At 67.7% G+C, this 19,578-nt stretch carries 16 protein-coding genes and 1 pseudogene; 6 read left to right on the top strand and 11 right to left on the bottom strand.

The window, feature by feature from the left end:
* Positions 1 to 324: 324 nt before the first annotated feature.
* On the top strand, positions 325 to 2,910 hold the full coding sequence (locus ACIQGV_RS37670) for an ATP-binding protein (RefSeq protein WP_402503498.1): 2,586 nt from the start codon (positions 325 to 327) through the stop codon (positions 2,908 to 2,910).
* A 204-nt stretch (positions 2,911 to 3,114) separates the two neighbouring features.
* Positions 3,115 to 3,570 (top strand): hypothetical protein, encoded by a 456-nt coding sequence (locus ACIQGV_RS37675; RefSeq protein WP_402503500.1) that lies wholly within the window; start codon positions 3,115 to 3,117, stop codon positions 3,568 to 3,570.
* Here ACIQGV_RS37675 and ACIQGV_RS37680 read toward each other — a convergent pair.
* Positions 3,542 to 3,691 carry a hypothetical protein gene (locus tag ACIQGV_RS37680; RefSeq protein WP_402503502.1) on the bottom strand — a complete coding sequence of 50 codons (150 nt, stop codon included), beginning with the start codon at positions 3,689 to 3,691 and terminating at the stop codon, positions 3,542 to 3,544. The two genes, ACIQGV_RS37675 and ACIQGV_RS37680, sit on opposite strands and share 29 nt — an antisense overlap.
* A gap of 193 nt (positions 3,692 to 3,884) precedes the next feature.
* Here ACIQGV_RS37680 and ACIQGV_RS37685 point away from each other — a divergent pair, with 193 nt between their 5' ends.
* Positions 3,885 to 5,534, top strand: coding sequence for an IS4 family transposase (locus tag ACIQGV_RS37685; RefSeq protein ID WP_402503504.1), 1,650 nt, complete (start codon positions 3,885 to 3,887; stop codon positions 5,532 to 5,534).
* Between the two features lie 41 nt (positions 5,535 to 5,575).
* Here ACIQGV_RS37685 and ACIQGV_RS37690 read toward each other — a convergent pair.
* The 4 genes and pseudogenes from ACIQGV_RS37690 to ACIQGV_RS37705 all read right to left on the bottom strand — a co-directional run bounded on the left by ACIQGV_RS37690 (position 5,576) and on the right by ACIQGV_RS37705 (position 10,883).
* Positions 5,576 to 6,778: pseudogene (locus ACIQGV_RS37690) on the bottom strand (IS3 family transposase).
* Positions 6,779 to 7,165: 387 nt separating this feature from the next.
* On the bottom strand, positions 7,166 to 8,257 hold the full coding sequence (locus tag ACIQGV_RS37695; protein WP_402503506.1) for a pentapeptide repeat-containing protein: 1,092 nt from the start codon (positions 8,255 to 8,257) through the stop codon (positions 7,166 to 7,168).
* Positions 8,258 to 8,510: 253 nt separating this feature from the next.
* Complete coding sequence (locus ACIQGV_RS37700) at positions 8,511 to 9,857, bottom strand: IS630 family transposase (protein ID WP_402503509.1); 1,347 nt, start codon at positions 9,855 to 9,857, stop codon at positions 8,511 to 8,513.
* A gap of 45 nt (positions 9,858 to 9,902) precedes the next feature.
* Positions 9,903 to 10,883 carry a nitrilase family protein gene (locus ACIQGV_RS37705; RefSeq protein WP_402503511.1) on the bottom strand — a complete coding sequence of 327 codons (981 nt, stop codon included), beginning with the start codon at positions 10,881 to 10,883 and terminating at the stop codon, positions 9,903 to 9,905.
* 287 nt (positions 10,884 to 11,170) lie between these two features.
* Here ACIQGV_RS37705 and ACIQGV_RS37710 point away from each other — a divergent pair, with 287 nt between their 5' ends.
* Positions 11,171 to 12,049: a LysR family transcriptional regulator gene (locus ACIQGV_RS37710; RefSeq protein ID WP_402503514.1), complete on the top strand. Its 879-nt coding sequence runs from the start codon at positions 11,171 to 11,173 to the stop codon at positions 12,047 to 12,049.
* Between the two features lie 1,353 nt (positions 12,050 to 13,402).
* Here ACIQGV_RS37710 and ACIQGV_RS37715 read toward each other — a convergent pair.
* From ACIQGV_RS37715 to ACIQGV_RS37740, 6 genes are all read right to left on the bottom strand, one after another.
* Positions 13,403 to 14,416 (bottom strand): Gfo/Idh/MocA family protein, encoded by a 1,014-nt coding sequence (locus ACIQGV_RS37715; protein WP_402503517.1) that lies wholly within the window; start codon positions 14,414 to 14,416, stop codon positions 13,403 to 13,405.
* Positions 14,413 to 15,432 (bottom strand): Gfo/Idh/MocA family protein, encoded by a 1,020-nt coding sequence (locus tag ACIQGV_RS37720; RefSeq protein ID WP_402503519.1) that lies wholly within the window; start codon positions 15,430 to 15,432, stop codon positions 14,413 to 14,415. The genes ACIQGV_RS37715 and ACIQGV_RS37720 overlap by 4 nt, the downstream gene beginning before the upstream one ends.
* Positions 15,429 to 16,181, bottom strand: a complete 753-nt coding sequence (locus ACIQGV_RS37725; RefSeq protein WP_402503521.1) for an HAD family hydrolase — start codon at positions 16,179 to 16,181, stop codon at positions 15,429 to 15,431. The genes ACIQGV_RS37720 and ACIQGV_RS37725 overlap by 4 nt, the downstream gene beginning before the upstream one ends.
* Complete coding sequence (locus ACIQGV_RS37730; protein WP_402503524.1) at positions 16,178 to 16,642, bottom strand: PTS glucose transporter subunit IIA; 465 nt, start codon at positions 16,640 to 16,642, stop codon at positions 16,178 to 16,180. The genes ACIQGV_RS37725 and ACIQGV_RS37730 overlap by 4 nt, the downstream gene beginning before the upstream one ends.
* Positions 16,639 to 16,872, bottom strand: a complete 234-nt coding sequence (locus ACIQGV_RS37735; RefSeq protein WP_402503526.1) for a glucose PTS transporter subunit EIIB — start codon at positions 16,870 to 16,872, stop codon at positions 16,639 to 16,641. The genes ACIQGV_RS37730 and ACIQGV_RS37735 overlap by 4 nt, the downstream gene beginning before the upstream one ends.
* Before the next feature lie 168 nt (positions 16,873 to 17,040).
* Positions 17,041 to 17,766, bottom strand: coding sequence for a GntR family transcriptional regulator (locus ACIQGV_RS37740; RefSeq protein WP_402503529.1), 726 nt, complete (start codon positions 17,764 to 17,766; stop codon positions 17,041 to 17,043).
* A gap of 278 nt (positions 17,767 to 18,044) precedes the next feature.
* Here ACIQGV_RS37740 and ACIQGV_RS37745 point away from each other — a divergent pair, with 278 nt between their 5' ends.
* Both ACIQGV_RS37745 and ACIQGV_RS37750 read left to right on the top strand, forming a co-directional pair.
* Positions 18,045 to 19,280, top strand: a complete 1,236-nt coding sequence (locus tag ACIQGV_RS37745) for a PTS transporter subunit EIIC (protein WP_402503531.1) — start codon at positions 18,045 to 18,047, stop codon at positions 19,278 to 19,280.
* 30 nt (positions 19,281 to 19,310) lie between these two features.
* Positions 19,311 to 19,577 carry an HPr family phosphocarrier protein gene (locus ACIQGV_RS37750; protein ID WP_402503533.1) on the top strand — a complete coding sequence of 89 codons (267 nt, stop codon included), beginning with the start codon at positions 19,311 to 19,313 and terminating at the stop codon, positions 19,575 to 19,577.
* The last annotated feature ends 1 nt before the right edge of the window (position 19,578 follow it).

The following is a 19,578-nucleotide window of genomic DNA, read 5'->3' on the forward strand; positions in this document are numbered from 1 at the left end:
AAGCGGCAAAATGCATGACGAGAGAACGGACTTGCACCCGATACAAGAGACATGGGAATGCGATAAACGTTGCGCTTCATGATCGGCCCCCTGGTGCGGTGAGCCTCGTGAGGGACTCTGCGGCTCCGCATCTGGAACTCTTCGACCCGTTCAGCGTGCGCCAGTGGCGACCTGTTGCACATCGGGTGCGCACCCCAAGTTCCACCCCGCCACACCCCACCCGGGGCACACCCCACGCATGCCGGTCCCCTACGACCGCAGGGCCTGTCCTGACCGTCCTGGATCTTTTGCGCCGTTCCGGCACGGGAGGGAAGGTGGATGGTGATGGATCTGCTGGAGCGAGAAAATGTGCTCCAGGACCTCGCTGGTCACCTACAGGCAGCCACCAGCGGTCCTGGACGGATGGCCCTGGTGCGCGGCGAGTCCGGCATCGGCAAGACCGCTGTCGTCGAGCATCTGGTCCAGTCGGCCGGTCCTCACATCCGGGCACTGGTCGGCGCCTGTGACCCGCTGGCCACCCCGCGCCCTCTGGGCCCGCTGATGGACCTGGCCCCCGGCCTCGGCCAAGCCGTGCGCACCGCACTGAAGGAGGCGCTGGCCGGCACAGGCCGTCCCGGTGAGGTCTCCGAGTGCCTGCTGGCCGACTTGGACGAGCACCCCAGCATGCTGGTCATCGAGGACGCCCACTGGGCGGACGAGGCCACTATGGATCTGCTGCGCTACCTGGCCCGGCGCCTGCCCACTGTTCCCGTGCTGGTGGTGGCTACCTACCGCGACGACGAAATCGGCCGGGCCCACCCCCTGACCGCCCTGCTGGGCACCCTGGCCAGCTACCGGTGGATATCCCGCCACACCCTGGCCCCCCTGAGCCGTCGGGCCGTGTCCTGCCTGGCCACCGGACACGTCATGGATGCCCGGGAGCTCTACCGTGTTTCCGCCGGCAACCCGTTCCTCGTCACCGAAATCCTCGCTACCCCCGCTGAGACCATCCCGGCCACGGTCCGCGAGGCCGTCGTGGGCCGTCTAGTCGGCCTCTCAAACCCGGCGCGCGGCGTCACCGACGTACTAGCCGTTCTGGGACACCGGGCCTCACTGCCGCTTGTGGCCAGCATCCTGCCGGACGCGGATGGCGCCCTTGAGGAAGCCGTGGCCCGTGGAATCCTGCACACCAACGGGCAGACGATCGAATTCCGCCACGAACTGGCCCGGCTCGCGGTACTGGAAGCCGTCTCAGCCCCTAAGCGCCTGCAAGTACACCGGCAGGTACTGGCGGCCATGCGCTCCGGCCCCATCGCCGCGGACGATCTGCCACTACTGGCCGATCATGCCGAGGCCGCCGACGACCCGACCGCCGTACTGGAATACGCACCGAAAGCGGCCGCCCACGCTGCCGCACTGGGTGCGTACAGGGAGGCAGCCGCCCAGTACGCCCGGGCCCTGCGATACGCCGACGGCCTGCCCCCCGACCAGCAGGCCGCCTTGTGGGAGGGCCACGCGCTGGGCTGTTTCCTGGCCCGCCAGTTGGAGGAGGCAATCGCCTCTCGCCAGAGGGCGGTCAAGATACGTCATGCGCTGGGCGACCGGCAGCACGAAGGGGAAGACCTGCGCTGGCTGTCCTACATGCTGTGGCCGGCCGGACACAGCACCGAGGCCAAGCAGACGGGCCTGGAAGCTGTACGCGTACTCGAAGAGCTGGGACCAGGTCCGGAGTTGGCCGAGGCATACCTGAACCTGTCCATGCTGGCCGTCTACCGCCACGAGGGCGCGGCGGTGGCCGCAGCCCACGGCCAGAAGGCGATGGCCATGAGCGGACGTCCCGGCGACGCGGGGCTCGTCCTGCAGGCACACTTCCACCCCGCAGCGGCACGGATGCTCTGCGGAGACAGCGGCTGGGAGGAGTGCGAACAAGCGGTGTCCAGCGCAATGACACAGGAACTGCAGCTGGATGCCGGCCTCCTGGCGATGCTCATGTGCTGGTACACCCTGTTGCAGCGTGACGACGCCCGGGCAACTGCAGCCGTGCAGCGATCGGAAACCTACTGCCTCGAACACGAGCTGCTGACCTATGAGCTCTGCACAAAGGCCCTGAACAGCTGGAGGCTGCTGAACCGGGGCTCGTGGGACCAGGCCACCGAGGCCACGCATGAGGTCTTGTCCCATCCCCTCTCGCCACCCATGGACCGGGCCATTGCCTTGACCGCCCTGGGCCTGGTCCGGGCCCGCCGCGGCGATCCCGAGAGCTGGCCGCCGCTGGAGCAGGCGGCCAGCCTCGTCGAGGAAAACAGCCTGCTGGAGCTCGGACTTGGGTGGGAGGCCCGGGTTGAGGCAGCCTGGCTGGCCGGTGATGACAAGCGGGCAAAGACAGAGGCACAACACGGTCTGGCCGCCATGGCGGACCGTACTCATCCCTGGCTGTCCGGCGCCCTGGCCTGCTGGATCCGCCGCACCGGAGGAACACCCCCACAGGTGCCGGCCGCCGAACCGTATGCGCGGGAGCTGACCGGCGACTGGGCCGGAGCCGCAGCACGGTGGGAGGAGCTCGGCTGCCCCTACGACACCGCCCTGGCCCGCCTGGCCGGGGACGCATCCGCGCTGCGCCAGGCACTGACCGGTTTCGAAACTCTCGGCGCCCGGCCAGCCGCAGCGCGCACCCGCACCGTGATGCGTACCCGCGGTGTACGCCCGGTCCGATCCGGCCCCCGGGCGGCAACCCGCGCCAATCCGTACGGGCTGACAAACCGCGAGATGGAGGTACTCAAACTGCTGAGTGAAGGCTTGTCGGATGCGGATATCGGCGCCCGGCTGTACATCACCCCCAAAACCGCCGGACACCACGTAGGCGCGGTACTGGCCAAACTCGACGTTCACACCCGCCACGAAGCCGCCCGCAAACTCCTCTCCTCAGCTTGACTCTGTCGGTGATCTTGGAGTCTCGCGGTGTGGCAGCGTGATCAGCGGGCATGCTCGGGGCTGTTACGAGTACCGGTGAAGTCGTAGACGCCATCCGCTTTCCGAACGTGATCGTTTGGTTCAGCCTGGGTGGGCATGAACTCGGGCTGGCGACGGGAGAGATGGGCGTGGTTCGTCCGTTCGTCTCGCTTGTGGAGGTGGCTGGTGCCGTCGGTGCTCGGTCTGCTGGAGGCCCGGGAGAAGAAGGTCCGGGAAGAGGTCACGCGGTTGCGGGTGCAGGCCGCCCTCGGCGAGGCGGAACGGGCTCTTCAGCGTCTTGCGGATGCCCGTGTGGCGGTGGCCGAGGTGCTGGCCGAGCCTCCGCGTGCGGTCGTGGAGCCGGTGGGGAGCGCGGTTGCGGGGGCGGTGGTGCCGCGACGGGCCGGGGGGATGACGGCGTCGGCCCTGCCTGCGGATTACCAGCGGATCATGGCCGTGCTGGAGTCGGCTGCGGGCCCAGAAGGCATGCGGTGCCAGCAGCTGGCCGCGGCCCTGGGCCTTCAGACGGTCCCGGCGAAGGTCGAAGGGCTGCGGTCGAAGGCGAAACGCCTGGTGGAACGAGGGTGGGCACTCCAGACGCGGCCAGGCGTGTTCACCCCGCTCGGGACGCCGGCCGGCTGAAGGCGCCAGGGCGGCGCCCGGCCAGGCGGCTGCTCATGAGCATGGTCATGGACCACAGCACCATGGCCTCGTGCATGGCGGGCAGGGTCTCGTAGTCGCGCACCAGGCGGCGCGAACGCATCAGCCAGCTCGTTGGGTCGGCCGCGCGGCGAGGTGTTCGCCGTGAGGGCGAGTCCTGTTCGGGGCTTGACCCAAGGCCGGGTAGTTAGCGTTTCCGCAGGTCCTGCAAGCACGTTGAGGGTTCGAGGCGAAAGCACAACGGAGCTCGTTGGTACAGGCAGTCGACCAAGACAGCTTGTACGTGAGGAGCTCCGTTGCGGGTTCATTCTGCCCTGCCGTCCGCGGTGACGGCCATCACTCGTACGGTGACCGTGGCCGCGGGCCGGTTCGCCCCGGGTCACTTGGGAGAACTGACCGCCTTGGTGCCGTTCGAGCTCGTGGACTCGGTGCTGACGGAGACGCGGACGGTGCAGCGGCGCCTGCGTGATCTGCCGTCCCGGGTCGGGATGTACTTCCTGCTTGCAATGTGCCTGTTCCCCGAGGTCGGCTACCGGTTGGTCTGGGACAAGCTCACCAGCGGCCTGGCCGGGATACCGGTGGCCTCGCCGAGTTCGAAGGCCCTGCGGGACCTTCGCCGGCGGCTGGGGGCCGCGCCGGTGCGGTCGCTGTTCGAGGTGCTTGCCGGGCCGCTGGCCCGCCCGACCACGCCGGGGGTGCGTTTCGGCGTCTACCGGACGGTGTCCTTCGACGGCTGCAGCTCGCTGCGGGTGCCTGATTCGCCCCGCAATCGGGCCTGGCTGGGGCGGACGGCCCATCACGGTTATCCCACGCTGGAGCTGATGACGCTGGTCGAGACCGGGACGAGGTCCCTGATCGGGGCGGTGTTCGGTCCCACCGACGAGGGCGAGACCGCCTACGCCTGCAGACTGCTGCACCTGCTGCGGCCTGACATGCTGGTGCTGTGGGACAAGGGCTTCGACGCCAACGCCTTCCTCGCCCAGGCGACCGCGACCGGCGCGAAGGTCTTGGGCCGACTCCGCAGCAACCGGCGCACCCCGGTCCTGGCCCGTCTCGACGACGGCTCCTATCTGTCGGTGATCGGCACCGTCAACGTCCGGGTCATTGATGCCGAGGTCACGGTGACCTGCGCTGACGGCACCGTCTTCGCTGGCTCCTACCGGCTGGTCACCACCTTGACCAACGCCCGCCGACACCCCGCGACAGTGCTGATCAACCTCTACCACGAGCGCTGGGAACACGAGAGCGCGTACTACGCGCTCCGCCACACGATCATGGCCGGCCGGAACCTCCGCTCGGGCGACCCCGCTGGCCTCGAGCAGGAGATGTGGGCCCTGCTCACGCTCTACCAGGCCCTACGGGCCGTGATGGTCGAGGCCGCCGAGTCCGTCCCCGGCACCGACCCCGATCGCTGCTGTTTCACCGTGGCACTCCAGACCGCCCGCGACCAGGTCGTCCAGGCCGCCGGGATCGTTCCCGATGAGCACGGATGCCTCGGACTGATCGGCCGCCGGGTGCTGGCCCGCCTCCTTGCGCCCCGCCGCCACCGGACCAGCACCCGCAAGGTCAAGTCGCCGATGTCCCGCTACAGCGAGCGACGCGACGACGGCCGCCCAGATCGCAGCCGCACCATCACCGGCCTCGCCGTCACCGTCCTCACACCCGGCCCCGAACAGCCGTCTTTGCCCACGGCCTCCCGAGATGACCGCTACATCGTCCCGGCCCAGCGCCGACGTCATCGCGTCCTCGCCCTGCTGCAGGGCGACCCGACTCGACTGTGGAGACCCGCGGAGATCGCCGCCCATTTCGGCGACATCACCCTGCACACCATGTATCGACAGCTGTCCCGATGGGCCAACACCGGGCTCATCCACAAGCTCGGACCGGGCCTCTACGCAGCCACAGCCTGGACCTCAACCCCCTTGCCACCAGCACAAAAAGGCTAACTTCCCGGCCTTGGGGCTTGACCCCGAATCCTGGACACGGGTTATGCGGCTGATGGCAGGGTAGTCGACGTTGCTTCGAGGGCCGTCTCGTAGGCGATCGGGCTGCGCTGCCCGAGCCGGGAGTGACGGCGTCGGGTTGTTGTAGCGGTGCAGCCAGCGGAACGCGTCGAGGCGGGCCTCGCGTTCGGTGGACCAGCTCCGTCGGCCCTGGAGCGTCTCCCGCTTGAACGTCGCGTTGAAGGACTCGGCGAGCGCGTTGTCCGCGCTGGAGCCGATCGCGCTCATGGACCGGCGGACGCCGGCTCTGCGGCAGGCGTCGCCGAAGGCCCGGCTGGTGTACTGGGCCCCGTGGTCAGCGTGCATGATCGCTCCGTCAAGGCTTCCGCGAGTCCGCTCGGCGGCGGCCAGGGCATCGATGACGAGCTCGGTCCGCATGTGATCTGCGATCGCCCATCCGGCCAGCCGACGCGAGGCGAGGTCGATCACGGTGGCCAGGTAGAGGAACTTCCCGCCGTCCAACGGCAGGTAGGTGATATCTCCGACGTACTTCGTGTTCGGTTCGGTCGCGGTGAAGTCCCGGCCGATCAGGTCCGGGGCGTTCGCCGCGGCCCGGTCCGCGACCGTGGTGCGGTGCCTGCGACGCAGCCGCACCCCCGCCAGATTGATCTTCCGCATGACACGCGCGATTCGCTTGTGGTTGACGCGCTCACCCTCATCGCGGAGCTCGGCGGTGATCCTGGGGACGCCGTAGGTGCCGTCCGATTCGAGGTGCACGGCGCGAATCCGGGCGGCGAGCCGGGCGTCGGCCGCTTGCCGGGCGGCCCGGTCCGCGGCTGTCCGGCGCCAGTAGTAGAAGCTCGAACGGGCGATGCCAAGGATGGTGCACAGCCGCTTCACGCCGTAGCGGCGCTGGTGGTCGGCGACGAACTGGAAGCGGTTCACCAGCGCGTCTCCCCGGCGAAATACTTCGCCGCCTTCCGCAGGATCTCGCGTTCCTCCTCCAGTTCGCGGACCTTCTGGCGCAGAGCAGCGTTCTCCACCTCCGGCGGCGTAGGCGGCTCGCTCGCCACCTCAGCCCGGCGTCCGCGGGGCCGGCTCGCGCCAGCCGCCCGGACCCAGTTCCGCAACGTCTCCGGGTTGACCCCCAGATCAGCGGCCACCGACCTGATCGTCGCTCCCGGCCGCGACTCGTACAACGCGACCGCGTCCGCCTTGAACTCCGGCGGATAGTGCTTCATGACCACGGGACATCCGTTCTCCTGGACTCAAGATCCAAGTGTCTCGGGTGTCCAAGATCCGGGGTCAAGGCCCGCCATGCCGGGACCGGCAGCAACGGCCGGACGGCCTGCCACTCGGCATCGGTCATGTCCGAGCCGTAACACCGCACACGATCCGGTCCGTCCGCCGCGTTGCCGAACCTGTGCGCGAGGCAGTCACACGCCAGAGACGGCGAGTTGGACTCTGCGGGCGTGAGCGCGACAGACTGCAGCAACAGGGCCTCCCGGTGCTCGTTGGCTTCGACAACCCCGAGCTACCGCGAGGCCCTGCCTTCATGCACCGACCGCACTCCGATCACCCGAACAAGACTCTCGTTCGACCTGCAAACCCGCCGATCGGAAAGCGGATGACGTCTAAGACGTATAGGCGCAGTTATCACGGCAACCACGTGTGTCGGTGAGTGTTGCTCCAGTCAACTTCGCACCGCTGAGTTTTGCTCCTCGGAGGTCAGCCCTGGTCAGGTCAGCTCCGCTGAGATCAACTCCCCGCAGATCTGCACCTCTCAGGTCGGCTTCGGTCAGATCAGCCTTCCTCAGAGACGCGTGCGTGCCCACGTCATCGGTACCGAGTTCGTACGTCAAGCGCTCGTCGGCAGCGCTGAGCCGGGCTCCCTGTAGGTTCGCTTGGATAAGCACCGCCCCGCTCATGTCAGCGTCTACCAGGATGGCGTCGACCAGCTTGGCTCCCTCAAGTGATGCCTCTCGCAGATCGGCACCGAAGAAGCTCGCCTTCGTCAGATCGGTCGCCGGTTCGCCCGGCAAGCCCAGCTCGGCTTGCCGTAAATTTGCGTTCGAGAAGTTTGCGCTCGACAGCTTCGCCCCGAAAAGCTTGACTAGCTCTAGGTTTGCGTCCTGAAACAGTGCTCGTGTCAATGTGGCGCCGGGGAGCCAGGCCATGGTCAGGTTGGATCTACTGAAGTCGGCGTCGCGTAGATCGCTCTCGTGAAAAAACGCTCCTCGGAGGTCGGCATCAGCCAGGAGCGCAAACCGAAAGGGTGCTTCTGGCACCTGCGCATGGCGGAGTTCGGTTCCGGACAGGTCAAGGTAAGAGGCGCCGTCGTGCCGGGGTGACCGTTCGGATAGCACCGTCAGTGCAGCCTGTACATCGCTGGATGCATGGGCCTTCCGGCTGTAAAAGAGGTCGTCCAGGCTGAGCTTGTCGAAACCACTTGCCGGAATGTGTGCGTTCTGTCGCAGATACGCGCACAGCACCGAAACGATGGCAGGCTGGTCTCGAGCGGAGTCCTGCATGATCCGCTGGAGGGCATAGATGCCGCCGAGGCGCGTGTCCACGGACTTTGATCCGATATTGCCGATCGCGGTATTGAAGCGGTTGGTGATTTGGCCTTGCTCGGCGATTCGCAGCTCTGTCCTGGTTTGTCCCACCGACATCCAGGTGAACAACAAGGCTACGAGGGCTGTCAGACCAGGCAGGGCAGCCACCATTATGGCAGTTCGTTGCCCGTGATTGCTGCTGCAGGCCCCACCTGACCTCCGCCTTGCGCGTCGCCGGAGTGCCTCATAACGATGCGCGGGACGGAGGTTCCGCCTGCGGAGAGAGGTGATCCTCATAGTCCCAATAGCAACTGACGGGCGCCCACCGAGGAGGACGCCACGCCGTGAACCTATCGAATCCGAGCAGGCGGCGGGGTGAGTCGTGGCTTCTCACAGCTAGTGTGCTGCGCCAGAAATCGCGGGCTTAAGTCTCTCGCTGATTCTCGGTGGCTGGCGGAGTGACCTTGGTGAGGTAGTCGGCGAGGGATTTGAGGATCTCGTCGGCTGTCTTGGTCCAGGTGAAGGGCCTGGGGTTCTCGTTCCACGAGTTGATCCAGGCACTGATGTCGTTCTCCAGTGCCTTCACGGAGGTGTGGACGCCGCGGCGGATGAGCTTGTCGGTCAGCAGGCCGAACCACCGCTCGACCTGGTTGATCCAGGACGAGCCGGTCGGAGTGAAGTGCACGTGGAAGCGGGGATGCTTGCCGAGCCAGGTCTTGATCTCGGGGGTGTTGTGGGTGGCGTAGTTGTCACACACCAGGTGCACATCGAGCCCGCTCGGGACCGCCTTGTCTATCGTGACCAGGAACTTCTTGAACTCGATCGCCCGGTGGCGGCGGTGCAGTGCCGATATGACAGTGCCGTCGGCGATGTTGAAGGCGGCGAACAGGCTGGTGATGCCGTGCCGCAGATAGTCATGGGTACGCCGCTCGGGCATGCCGGGCATCATCGGCAGCACCGGCTGGGACCGGTCCAGGGCCTGGATCTGTGACTTCTCGTCCACGCAGAGCACCACTGCCTTCTCGGGCGGGTTGTGGTACAGGCCGACGACGTTGACGACCTTCGCGACGAACTGCGGGTCGGTGGAGAGCCTGAAGGCGGCCTGCAGGTGCGGCTTGAGGTCGAACCGCTTCCAGATCCGGCCGATGGTGGACTTCGACAGGCCGGTGCGCTGGGCCATCGAGGCCCGCGACCAGTGCGTGTCCTGGCCCGGAGCCGATTCCAGCGTCGCGGCGATGACGTCCTCGACCTGGTCGAGCAGGATAGACGGCGGCCGGCCGGGCCGCGGCTCGTCGACCAGACCCTCCAGCCGCATCCTGACGAACCGGGCCCGCCAGCGGCTCACCGACTGCTCGCGCACCCCGAGTTCAGCCGCCACCTGCTTGTTCGTCCCGCCCTCCGCGCACTGCAGCACGATCCTCGCCCGCAGAGCCAGGAACTGCGCGGTCTTCGCACGCCTCGCCAGGCGCGTCAGCTGAGCCCGTTCGTCATCGCTGAGCACCAGCTCCAGCTTGCGCCGGCCCGGCCGTGGCTCATCCGCAAGCCCGGCCATCCGCCGGGCAGCAAACCGGGAGCGCCACTTCCTCACCGTGTCCGCGGTCACCTCGAACTCCGCCGCCACCCGCGTAGTCGGCTTCCCGTCCGCGCACGCCAAGACGATGCGTGCCCGCTCGGCAAGACGGGACACCACCGCCCCGCCCGCCCAGCGCAACAACTCGGCGCGCTCCTCATCGGACAGCACCACTTCGACGGCACGAGGACCCCGAGACATGAAAACAGGCTACAGACTTAAGCCCGAGATTTCTGGCGCATCACACTAGCTTTCGACGTCGGGTGTGCGGGCGGGCGGTGTTGGAGTGGTGGTGGAGAAGCGGACGTCTCGAGGGTTGCGCTCGTCGCCGAAGCGCCGGGTGAGGATGCCGTAGAGCTCGGGGCGGCGGCCCGTGATCCAGCGCCGTCCTGTTGCCATTGTCAGTAGGCTCAGGTCGAGGTCCGCCGTGACGGCTGTGTCTTCTGCTGCCCAGGTCTCGGTGAGGATCTGCCCGTAGGGATCGATGATCATGGCGTTGCCGGTGCGCACTTCATCGTCGTCTCGGCCGACGCCGTTGCTGAAGATCAAGAACAGGCCGTTGTCGTGAGCGCGGGCGGGAAGCCAGCGCATGAGCCAGCCCCGGCCGTGGCGTCCCCTGAACGCTTCCTCGATGGTCTCGCGGTTCTTGTGGCGGCTTTCCCACAGCGGCAAGGGAATGGGCTTCATTCCGTGGGGACTGACGGAGTTGGTGCCGCCAGTCTGGTGCGGAGCGATGAGAATGTCGGCGCCCAGCAGGGCGGTGGCGCGCACGTTCTCCACGAGGTTGTTGTCCCAGCAGATCAGAACAGCCATCCGTACGCCCCAAGGCGTGTCGAATACCGTGTATCGGTCGCCGCTGCTGATGGCTTCGTGCTCGAAAGCGTGCAGTTTGCGGTGCACGTGGACCGTCCCGTCCGGCAGGCAGACGGCGTAGGAGTTGAACAGCCCTCCTTCGGTGTCCGTTTCCAGGAAGCCAGCGCCGACACCGATTCCGATCTGCTGCGCCAGCATGGTGACCTCTTGAACCAGCTGTCCGCTCGCGGTCTGGGCGAGTTCGTGCAGACGCGCGGTCGGCAGCTTCGTGAGATGCCAGTAGCCCAGCAGGCACATTTCAGGAAAGACGACCAGGCTGCTTCCTGCCGCGGCCGCAGCGCGGGCGAAGGTGCGTACGCGGCCGAGGTTGTAAACCGTGTCGGAGGGACGCGGCTCGAACTGGACCGAGGTCACCCGCAGAGATTCAGGGCGTCCGCCGGGGGAGGGCGAGAGGGGTGGGGTCATGAGGTCTCCAGGCGTGAGAGCGATGTTCCCTACGGACCCGTCATTTGCCGAGCCCGGAGCTTGGAAAGCAAAGCACTCGCGAATATGATTCCTCCAATGAATCTTTCGGCTCGGTTGATTCCGAATCGGAATAGTTCTTCCCTTCGCGGCCGGCTGTGCACCTTGTGCTTTCCTCCTGGGGAGGCGGGGCTCCAGGCGGCGCGCCGTCCCGTACCAGCAGGCGATAGGACCAGGACATGGACGCCCGTCTCCTCAGAGCATTTATCGCGGTTGCAGACTGTGGGAGTTTCAGAGCCGCCGCGCAGCGCATCCTGATCACGCAGCCGGCGCTGACGAAGCAGATCCAGGCGCTGGAGGCCGAGCTGGGCATGCCCTTGTTTCGGCGTGGACGCCATGGAGCCGAAGCGACGCCCCCGGGAGAGGCGTTGTTGCCCATGGCGCGTGACGTGGTACGCCGCATGGACGCGCTGACCCACTACGCAGGGCGGGTGAAGCGGGGCGAGTCGGGCCGACTGTCCATCGGCTTCGGGCTGTCCAGTATCGATCTTGCTCCGCGAAGTGTCGCGATCTTTCGCCAGCAGTATCCTGACGTGACTGTCTCCCTGGAGGATCTGCCGTCCTCGATTCAGATCGAATCGGTGACGGCAGGTGATCTGGATGTCGGCTTCGTCCGGCTGCCGGCCCCGTCCAACCTGGGCCAGATGACGTTACGGACCGAGACACTCGCGCTCGCGGTAGCCAACGAGGTACGAGCGCCCAGCGACGCCGAGCAGGTGGCTGGGTGGCTCACGGGACGACCAGTTGTCCAGCTGGCCTTCGAGAAGGGGCCTGGCCTGGTCCGCCAGATCGAGCGGTTCTACGGGGCGTTCGACGTCCGGCCGGACATCATCGAAGAGGCGCACGATGTGCAGACAGTGCTCGCCCTGGTAGCGGCAAGGATCGGGGTTGCCCTGGTCCCCGCCAGCGCACTGCGTATCTCCCCCCCTTTGATCAGAATCCAGCCCATCGAGGTCGAGAGCGCAACCTGGAAGATGGGCGTCGTCTGGAACAAAGAGCGCCTCACCCGGGTCGGAGAGAACTTTCTAAAGATCGTTCACGCCGAGTCCGCGGGGTAGCCCCGCACCGGACTGATGATCCAGCCCCGCACCGCGGCGTCCTCCTCCGCGATCTGACGCAGCAGAGGACACCCTCGAGGCATCAGGAGCTGCGAGCCAGACCAGGATGCGCTGTCTGATCCGCTCACTGTCTCTGGGCACGGGCAGGGACACAGCGGTGACCTGTCGGATGCCGGCGGGGGAGCAGATGCGGTCGCACCTGCCGCTGGCCAGCAATTTGGTGCGACCGTGTGGCACGGTCACTTGGGGGTGATCGACCAGGGTTCGCACTGGGCTGGAACGGCTCAACCTGCCGTAGGGTTCGATCACGGCACACGGCCTACGAGTGCCAGCGGCTGCGATCTGCGGACACGTCAGGGCGGCCACGTCACTCCGCAGGACAGCTGCTCCTGCACGCGGTCACGGCTTCCATGTCCGCGGCCAGCGAAGGCAGGGGTGCCGCTGCCGACGTCATCGGCTCAGTGTGGGACAGCCGTGGTGGGCCGTCCGCCCGAGCCTGGCCCGGTTGCGGTGCGAATGGGCTACCCGTAGCAAGCTGTAGTTGCCGAAGGACCGGTCAGGTAGGCGCCGAAGCGCACCCTCGGCGTGGTCGGTTGGCCAGCGGCCCGGCAAGTACCTCGAACAGCGACCGCACCGGCGCGGCTCCAGCTTCCGGCGCAGGTCCCGCAGGTTCTTCGAACTTGTGAGGCCGCCGGCATCCCGCCCGGGCCGCCGGTGGACTCGGCCCGGACCGGCCGGTAGCGGACCCCGGGGAACAGGCACATTGTGAGGAGGAAGTGCACATTCTGACCGGGGACGGCAGATGACGCAGCCGCCGCTGTACCCGTCCGCGTCTCCGCCCGCGCCGAGGTCACCTGGAACGGCACCACGGTGGTCTGCTCTCCCAGGTGGCCCGACGTGAACCAGCCTGCGGCCACGGTCATGTACGGGTGATGGCCGTCACCGCGGACGGCAGGAGGATGAACCTGCAACGGAGCTCCTCACGTACAAGCTGTCCTGGCCGACTGCCTGTACCGACGAGCTCCGTTGCACGTTCGCCTTGAACCCTCAACATGCTTGCAGGCCCTGCGAGAACGCTCACTTTCCAGCCTTGGGCCAAGGCCCCTCAGCCTGATTCCGTCCCCTGGTCCAGGCCTCGGCTGCGCGGCTCGGCCTGGTCGTGCAGTCTGGGCACTGCTGTGTCGCGCCGTGTCCAGACTGCTTGCACATGGCCGGCTGGACTCGAGTCGTCAGCCACGGCCGGAGTCGAACACGATGGGGGCAGCGTGCTCTTTGGGCGGGAGACCGTCTTGGATCGCGATGCTGAGGTGTATGGGCCGTGCGCCTCGGCATCGCGGCCGGGTGCTGGCTCGGTCATTGTGGGGCGGCTGGCTGGTTGGTTCGTAGGGATTCGTAGGCGGCGAGGACGATTTTGAGTGTGCGCAGCCCGCTGGGCCCGTCGGGGTGGGCGCGCTGGCCTGTGCGGGCGGCGGTGAGGAATGCTTCGAGCATGGCGGCGTCGAGGTCGGTTGTGCCGGTCTCCCAGCGGATGTTGGCCTTGTTGGTCTCGTAGCCGCGCAGCATGGGCGGGAAGGCGTTGAAGTGGGCGGTGCCTGTGTGGCCGATGCAGGTCATGGTGAGGCCGCCCCAGGTGGGGTGGGTGGGGGGATGGCTCCAGCTGCAGTCGATGGTGGTGATCACACCGCTGGGGTAGGTGAGGGTGATCAGTCCGCTGGTTTCGACGTCTGCAGATTCTGTTTCGGTGGCGAGGAGCCGGTTGGCCTGGGCGTAGACCTGTGTGGGTTGTTCTCCGCCCAGGAGGACGTCCATCAGGTCGGCGATGTGCACGGTGTGGTCCATGACCGCGCCGCCTCCGGACAGCGCGGGGTCGGCGAACCAGGGGTGCTGGAGGGCGGGGTTGGAGGAGTTGTTGGTGCCGTGAACGCTGAGCAGTTTGCCGATGGAGCCGTTGGCCACGGCGTGCCGCAGTGCGGCGAAGGCGGGGTGGAAGCGGACCGGGTAGGCGGTCATGAGGGTCACGCCTGCGGCTTCGCAGGCTGCGATCATGGCTTGTGCGTCTGCTGCTGTGGTGGCGAGTGGCTTCTCGCACAGGATGTGGGCGCCGGCTGCGGCCGCTTGTTCCACCAGGGTCCGGTGTCTGCTGTTCTCGCTGGTGACGATCACGGCCTGGGGGGCGCGGGCAAGGGCGTCTTCGTAGGTGTCGACGTAGGGCACGCCGAGGGCGTCGGCCAGGTTCTTGCCGCGGGAGGGATCGTCCGGGGCGCCGTCGGGGTCTGCGGTGATCAGTTCGATGTCGGAGCGGTCGCGCAGCAGCTGCAGGTAGGTGGCGGCATGGACGTGTGCGAAAGACAGTACGGCGATCTTCATGGGGCGATTTCCTCTGCGAGGGGGGCCGGAGGCATGGCCAGCTCGATGGCCCGTCCGGTGGCGGCCGATGCGCGGGCTGCCTCGGCCAGGCGCACGGCGGCCACTCCGTCTTCGGTGCTGACCCGGGGGGCCGGTCCGCCGGTGCAGGCAGCTGCGAAGTCCCTGAGCTGGGCGAGGAAGGGATCTTCTCCCCAGTCGCCGGTGGGCACGCCTTCCGTTTCGCCCGGGGTGCTTGTGTCGATGCGCAGGGCCGGGTGGGCGAGGGAGTCGTGGGTGAGGGTGCCGTTGGAGCCGGCGATGTGGAATGTGTAGCGGAACTGCGTCGAGGGCGGTCCCCAGAGCCCTTGGACCTGGCTGATGACTCCGCTGGCGTGAGTGAGAGTGGCGGAGCCGGCTGCCACGGGTGACCTGTGTGCCAGGGCTGCGTGGTGGCCGCCCTGGGTGGCATGGATGCGCACCACGTCACCGAAGAGCCAGCGGGCGATGTCGATGTCGTGCAGCATCTGGTCGGTGAGAATGCCGCCTGACTGGGCGGCATCGGCGAACCAGGGGCTCCAGGTGGGGTACCGGCCGCTGCGGGTGAAGCGGGCCACGGCGATACGGCCGAGGCTGCCCTCACGGATTGTCTGGCGGGCGCGTGCGTAGGCGGGAAAGTACCGCACGACGTGCGCGGGAAGGAGGCGCCGGCCGGACTGCCTGGCCGCGAGGGCTATGGCGCAGGCGTCTTCGGCGGTCAGGGCGAGCGGCTTCTCGCACACGACGTGTGCCCCGGCACGGAAGGCCTCCAGCGCGAGCTGACGGTGCGTGGGGGTGGGGGTGCAGATGTCGGCGATGTCAGCGCCCTGGAGGGCCTGCCTGAGCGAGGGAGCTACGAGGGCTCCGAACTCTGCGGCCAGGCTCGCTGCCTTCCCGTCGGTGGAGTGGATACGCACCCGCGCGCCCAGCGCGGTCCAGGCGGGAAGATGCGTGCGGGCGATGAAGCCGGCACCGATGAGTGCGACGTTGAGTGTGGTCATGGCCGGGTGCTCTCTTGGTTTCTGCCGTGGGGGATGAGGAGCTGCTCTGGCGCTGGGGTGGCCTTGCTGACGGTTTCCCAGGTGAGGGCGGGCACCGTCCAGCGGGCACCGGCGCGCAAGAGGTCGTCAGCGGTCGTCGTGGTGGTCACCCCGACGATGTCGGCGACGCCTGCTGTGACGAGCGCACGCACGCCCGAGGGCGAGTCCTCGAAGGCCATGCACCGGTCGGGGGCGGCACCGAGGGCGCGGCATGCTGCGAGGTAGCCCTCCGGTGACGGCTTTCCGTATCTGACGTGCTCGGCTGTCACGACGACGTCGATGAGCGGGCGCACGTCCAGCGCACCGTCGAGGATCCGCTCGGCCCAGACGGCTCCGGCGCTGGTGACCACCGCCAGCGGCACGCCTTGGGCGTGAACCCGTTTGATGAGGTCGGCGGCGCCGGGAACGGCAGGGACGGTATGGGCTTCGCCGAGGATGAAGTCGGTCATGGTGGCCACGGCCTGCTCGATGCCGTGGTCCTTCGACACCACGGACAGGTCCGACAGCACGTCTGCCGGGCGCCGGCCCATGTAGCGCTGTTCGTACTCGTCCACGGTGACCGACAGGCCCCAGGCGTCGAAGAGGGCCAGCCAGCTCCTGCGGTGGACGTCTTCGCTGAGTACCAGAGTTCCGTCCATGTCCAGCAGCACGGCCTCGGCCCGGTCCAGGGCCAGACCGGCGCTGCATTTGCTGTGCTGAGCGCGGGTCATGAGGCGGCCCAGCTGAATAGCAGGGCCCCAGCGGGCACGTCCCCGGTGATTGCGGGTGCCTGTGCTGATCCCGGAGCCGAGTCCAGGACGACGATGGGGCATACGGCGGACAGGCCGTGGGCCTGCACGGCGGACGGGTCGAAAGTGATCACCTTCTGCCCGACCTGGACCTGATCACCCTCAAAGACATGCGAGGTGAAGCCGTCGCCGCCCAGCCGGACGGTGTCGATGCCCAGATGCACCAGGACACCGGTACCGCAAGGGGCCTTGATGACGAAGGCGTGCGGGTGCAGCTTCACGACGGTCCCGCTGACGGGTGCGAGGGCCTGGGCACGCGCCGTTGCGGGAGTGGGATCGATGGCCAGGCCGGAACCCACCAGCTGGGCGGCGAAGACGGGGTCGGGCACCTTGCCCAGGGCCATGACTCGGCCGGCGAGCGGCGCATAGACGGCAAGGCTCACAGCAGGTCCTTGATGTCCTCGGCCAGCGTTTCCGCCTCGGGACCGACGACCACCTGGACCACCGTCCCGGACGCCAGCACGCCGTGCGCACCGGCCTGCTTCAGGGCCTGGATGTTCACGGCTGCGGGGTCGCGGACCTCGGTACGCAGCCTGGTGATACAGGCTTCCAGTTCGGTGATGTTCCCGGCACCGCCGAGTCCGTCGATGATGCTCTGCGCCTTTGCTGCCATCTGCTGCTCCTTCGGGGGACCGGACTGTCAGGGCCGCCACGAGCGGTCCAAGTGGTCATAACCAGTAATGACCAGACCGTAGACCAGGAGTGAGGCGGACGCAAGAGTGGTAGATCATGCCCATGACAAGCCGGTAGCGTCCTCCGCGGCATGCGGAGTCGGCCCGTGTCAGGTGGCGAGGGTCATGTGCACTGTGTAGCGGTCTGCCCTGAACCAGGTGTACGCGTGCTCGACCGGGAGGTCGCCGCTGTAGGCGATGCGGTCGAAGGCCATCACCGGTGAGCCCTTGGTGATGCCCAGCACGGTGGCGATCTCCGAGGAGGCCGAGCCGGCGCCGACCGTCTGCTCGGCGCGGTCGACCGGGCGGCTGTACCGGGTGGCCAGTGTCTCGTAGACGGAGGCGGTGAAGTCGACCTCGTCCAGATCGGGAAGCAGTTCGGCGTCGTACCAGGCGTCGTCGACGGCGATCGGCGTTCCGTCGGCGAGGCGGAGGCGGCGCACGTGCCAGGTCTGCCGTCCGTCGGGCAGCCGCAGTGCTGCGGCGGTGGCGGCGGCGGGGGTGTCGCGCCCGACGGACAGCACGACGGTGCCCGGCTCCAGTCCCAGGCGGCGCATGTCCTCGTGGAAGGAGGCGAGGCGCAGTTCGGAGCGGTAGGCGCGCTCCGCGACGAACGTGCCGCGGCCGTGCACCCGGACCGCGAGCCCTTCGGCGACAAGCTGCCCGATGGCCTCGCGGACGGTCACACGGCTGACGCCGTGATCGGTGCACAGCTGCCGCTCGCTGGGCAGGGCATCCCCGGGAGCGAGCTCGTTCGTGCACATGTCGACGAGGATCGCGCGCAGCTGGGCGTGTTTGGGCACCATGCCGCCCGCGTCGATCTGCTGCCTGGCCATGGGATTCCCCCTTGCGTGAGGGCGCCGGAGCGCGGTTTAACTGGTCATAACCAGTATGCACCTCGGAATCCGTGCGCGCGGGTCCGCCCCGCGTGAGATGTACCGGCGACGGGGGCGTTGACAGCGCGGCGGCAGCGGGGTCATTCTGACCGCCACACTGGTTATTACCAGACATGACCTGTACGGTCCGTGCTTGGCCCGGCGTCCCCGCCGCCGGACACGCACGCCCCGCGCATCCAGGGTCCGTCTCCTCCAGCACCCATCCACCCGAGGTAGCCATGAGCGCAACCACGTCCCCGTCCGCTGGCCCGTCCCGCCGTTCCGGCCTGGGCGGCCTGCAGAAACTCGGCCGCAGCCTGATGCTGCCGATCGCCACACTTCCCGCCGCCGGACTCCTGCTGCGGCTCGGGCAGGACGACCTGCTGGGCCGCTTCGCCCCTCTGAAGGACGCGGCGTCCGTGATCTCCGCCGCCGGAGGCGCACTCTTCACCCACCTGCCGCTGATCTTCGCCGTCGGTATCGCCATCGGCTTCGCGAAGAAGGCAGACGGCTCCACAGCTCTGGCAGCGGTCGTGGGCTACCTCGTCCTGGACGGCGTCTTCACCGCCATGTCCCCCATCGTCCTCGACGGCGAGAAGGATCCCTCAGGCGCCCAGGCGGTCATCAACTTCGGCGTACTCGGAGGCATCGTCATCGGCCTGCTCGCCGCCGTCCTGTGGCAGCGTCTCTACCGCACCGTCCTCCCGCCGTATCTGGGATTCTTCAGCGGCCGCAGGCTCGTCCCCATCGTCATGTCCGTCACGGCCCTGGTCGTCGGTGTCCTGATGAGCCTGGCCTACCCGCTGTTCAACGACGGCCTCACCGCCATCGGAAAGGCTGTCGACCAGAACAGCATCATCGGCGGCGGCATCTACGGAACGGCCAACAAGCTGCTGATCCCCCTCGGCCTGCACCACATCCTGAACTCCGTGGTCTGGTTCGTACTGGGCGACTACAACGGCGTCCACGGCGACCTCAACCGCTTCTTCGCCGGTGACCCCGATGCCGGCCTCTTCATGACCGGCTTCTACCCGATCATGATGTTCGCCCTGCCCGCCGCCGCCCTCGCCATCTGGCGCGAGGCACGGCCCGAGCAGCGCAAGACCGTCGGAGGCATCATGTTCTCCGCCGCCCTGACCAGCCTGCTCACCGGCATCACCGAACCGATCGAGTTCTCCTTCCTCTTCGTCGCCTGGCCCCTGTACCTCGTCCACGCCTTCCTGACCGGCACCTCTCTCGCCCTGGTCAACGGCCTCGGCATCCACGACGGATTCACCTTCTCCGCCGGCCTCATCGACTACGTCCTCAACTGGGGCAAGGCCACACACCCCCTGCTGCTCCTGCCCATCGGCCTGGCCTACGCCGTCCTCTACTACGTGCTGTTCCGCTTCGTCATCCGGCGCTGGAACCTGCGCACCCCCGGCCGGGAAGAGGACACCACCGAGCAGAGCCAGCTCGAAACCGCCTCCTCCTGACCCGTCTCCCACCTACGAAAGGACCCTTCCATGGCGCAGCGCGTCGCCGTCATCGGCTCGCACAGCGGCCTTCATGCCCGCCCCGCCGCCGCGTTCGCACAGGCCGCCAGCCGGGCCCCCCTCCCCGTCACCCTTGCCGTCGAGGGCAAGGAACCCGTCGCCGCCGGCAGCCTGCTGGGCATCATGACGCTCGGCGCCCGGCATGGAGACCACGTCACGCTCACCGCCGACGGCGACCAGGCCGAGGCTGTCCTGGACGAACTCGCCCAGCTGCTGGAACGGGAGCTCGACGCGTGAC

It is taken from the genome of Streptomyces sp. NPDC093094, from assembly GCF_044754345.1.
GTDB lineage: Bacteria > Actinomycetota > Actinomycetes > Streptomycetales > Streptomycetaceae > Streptomyces.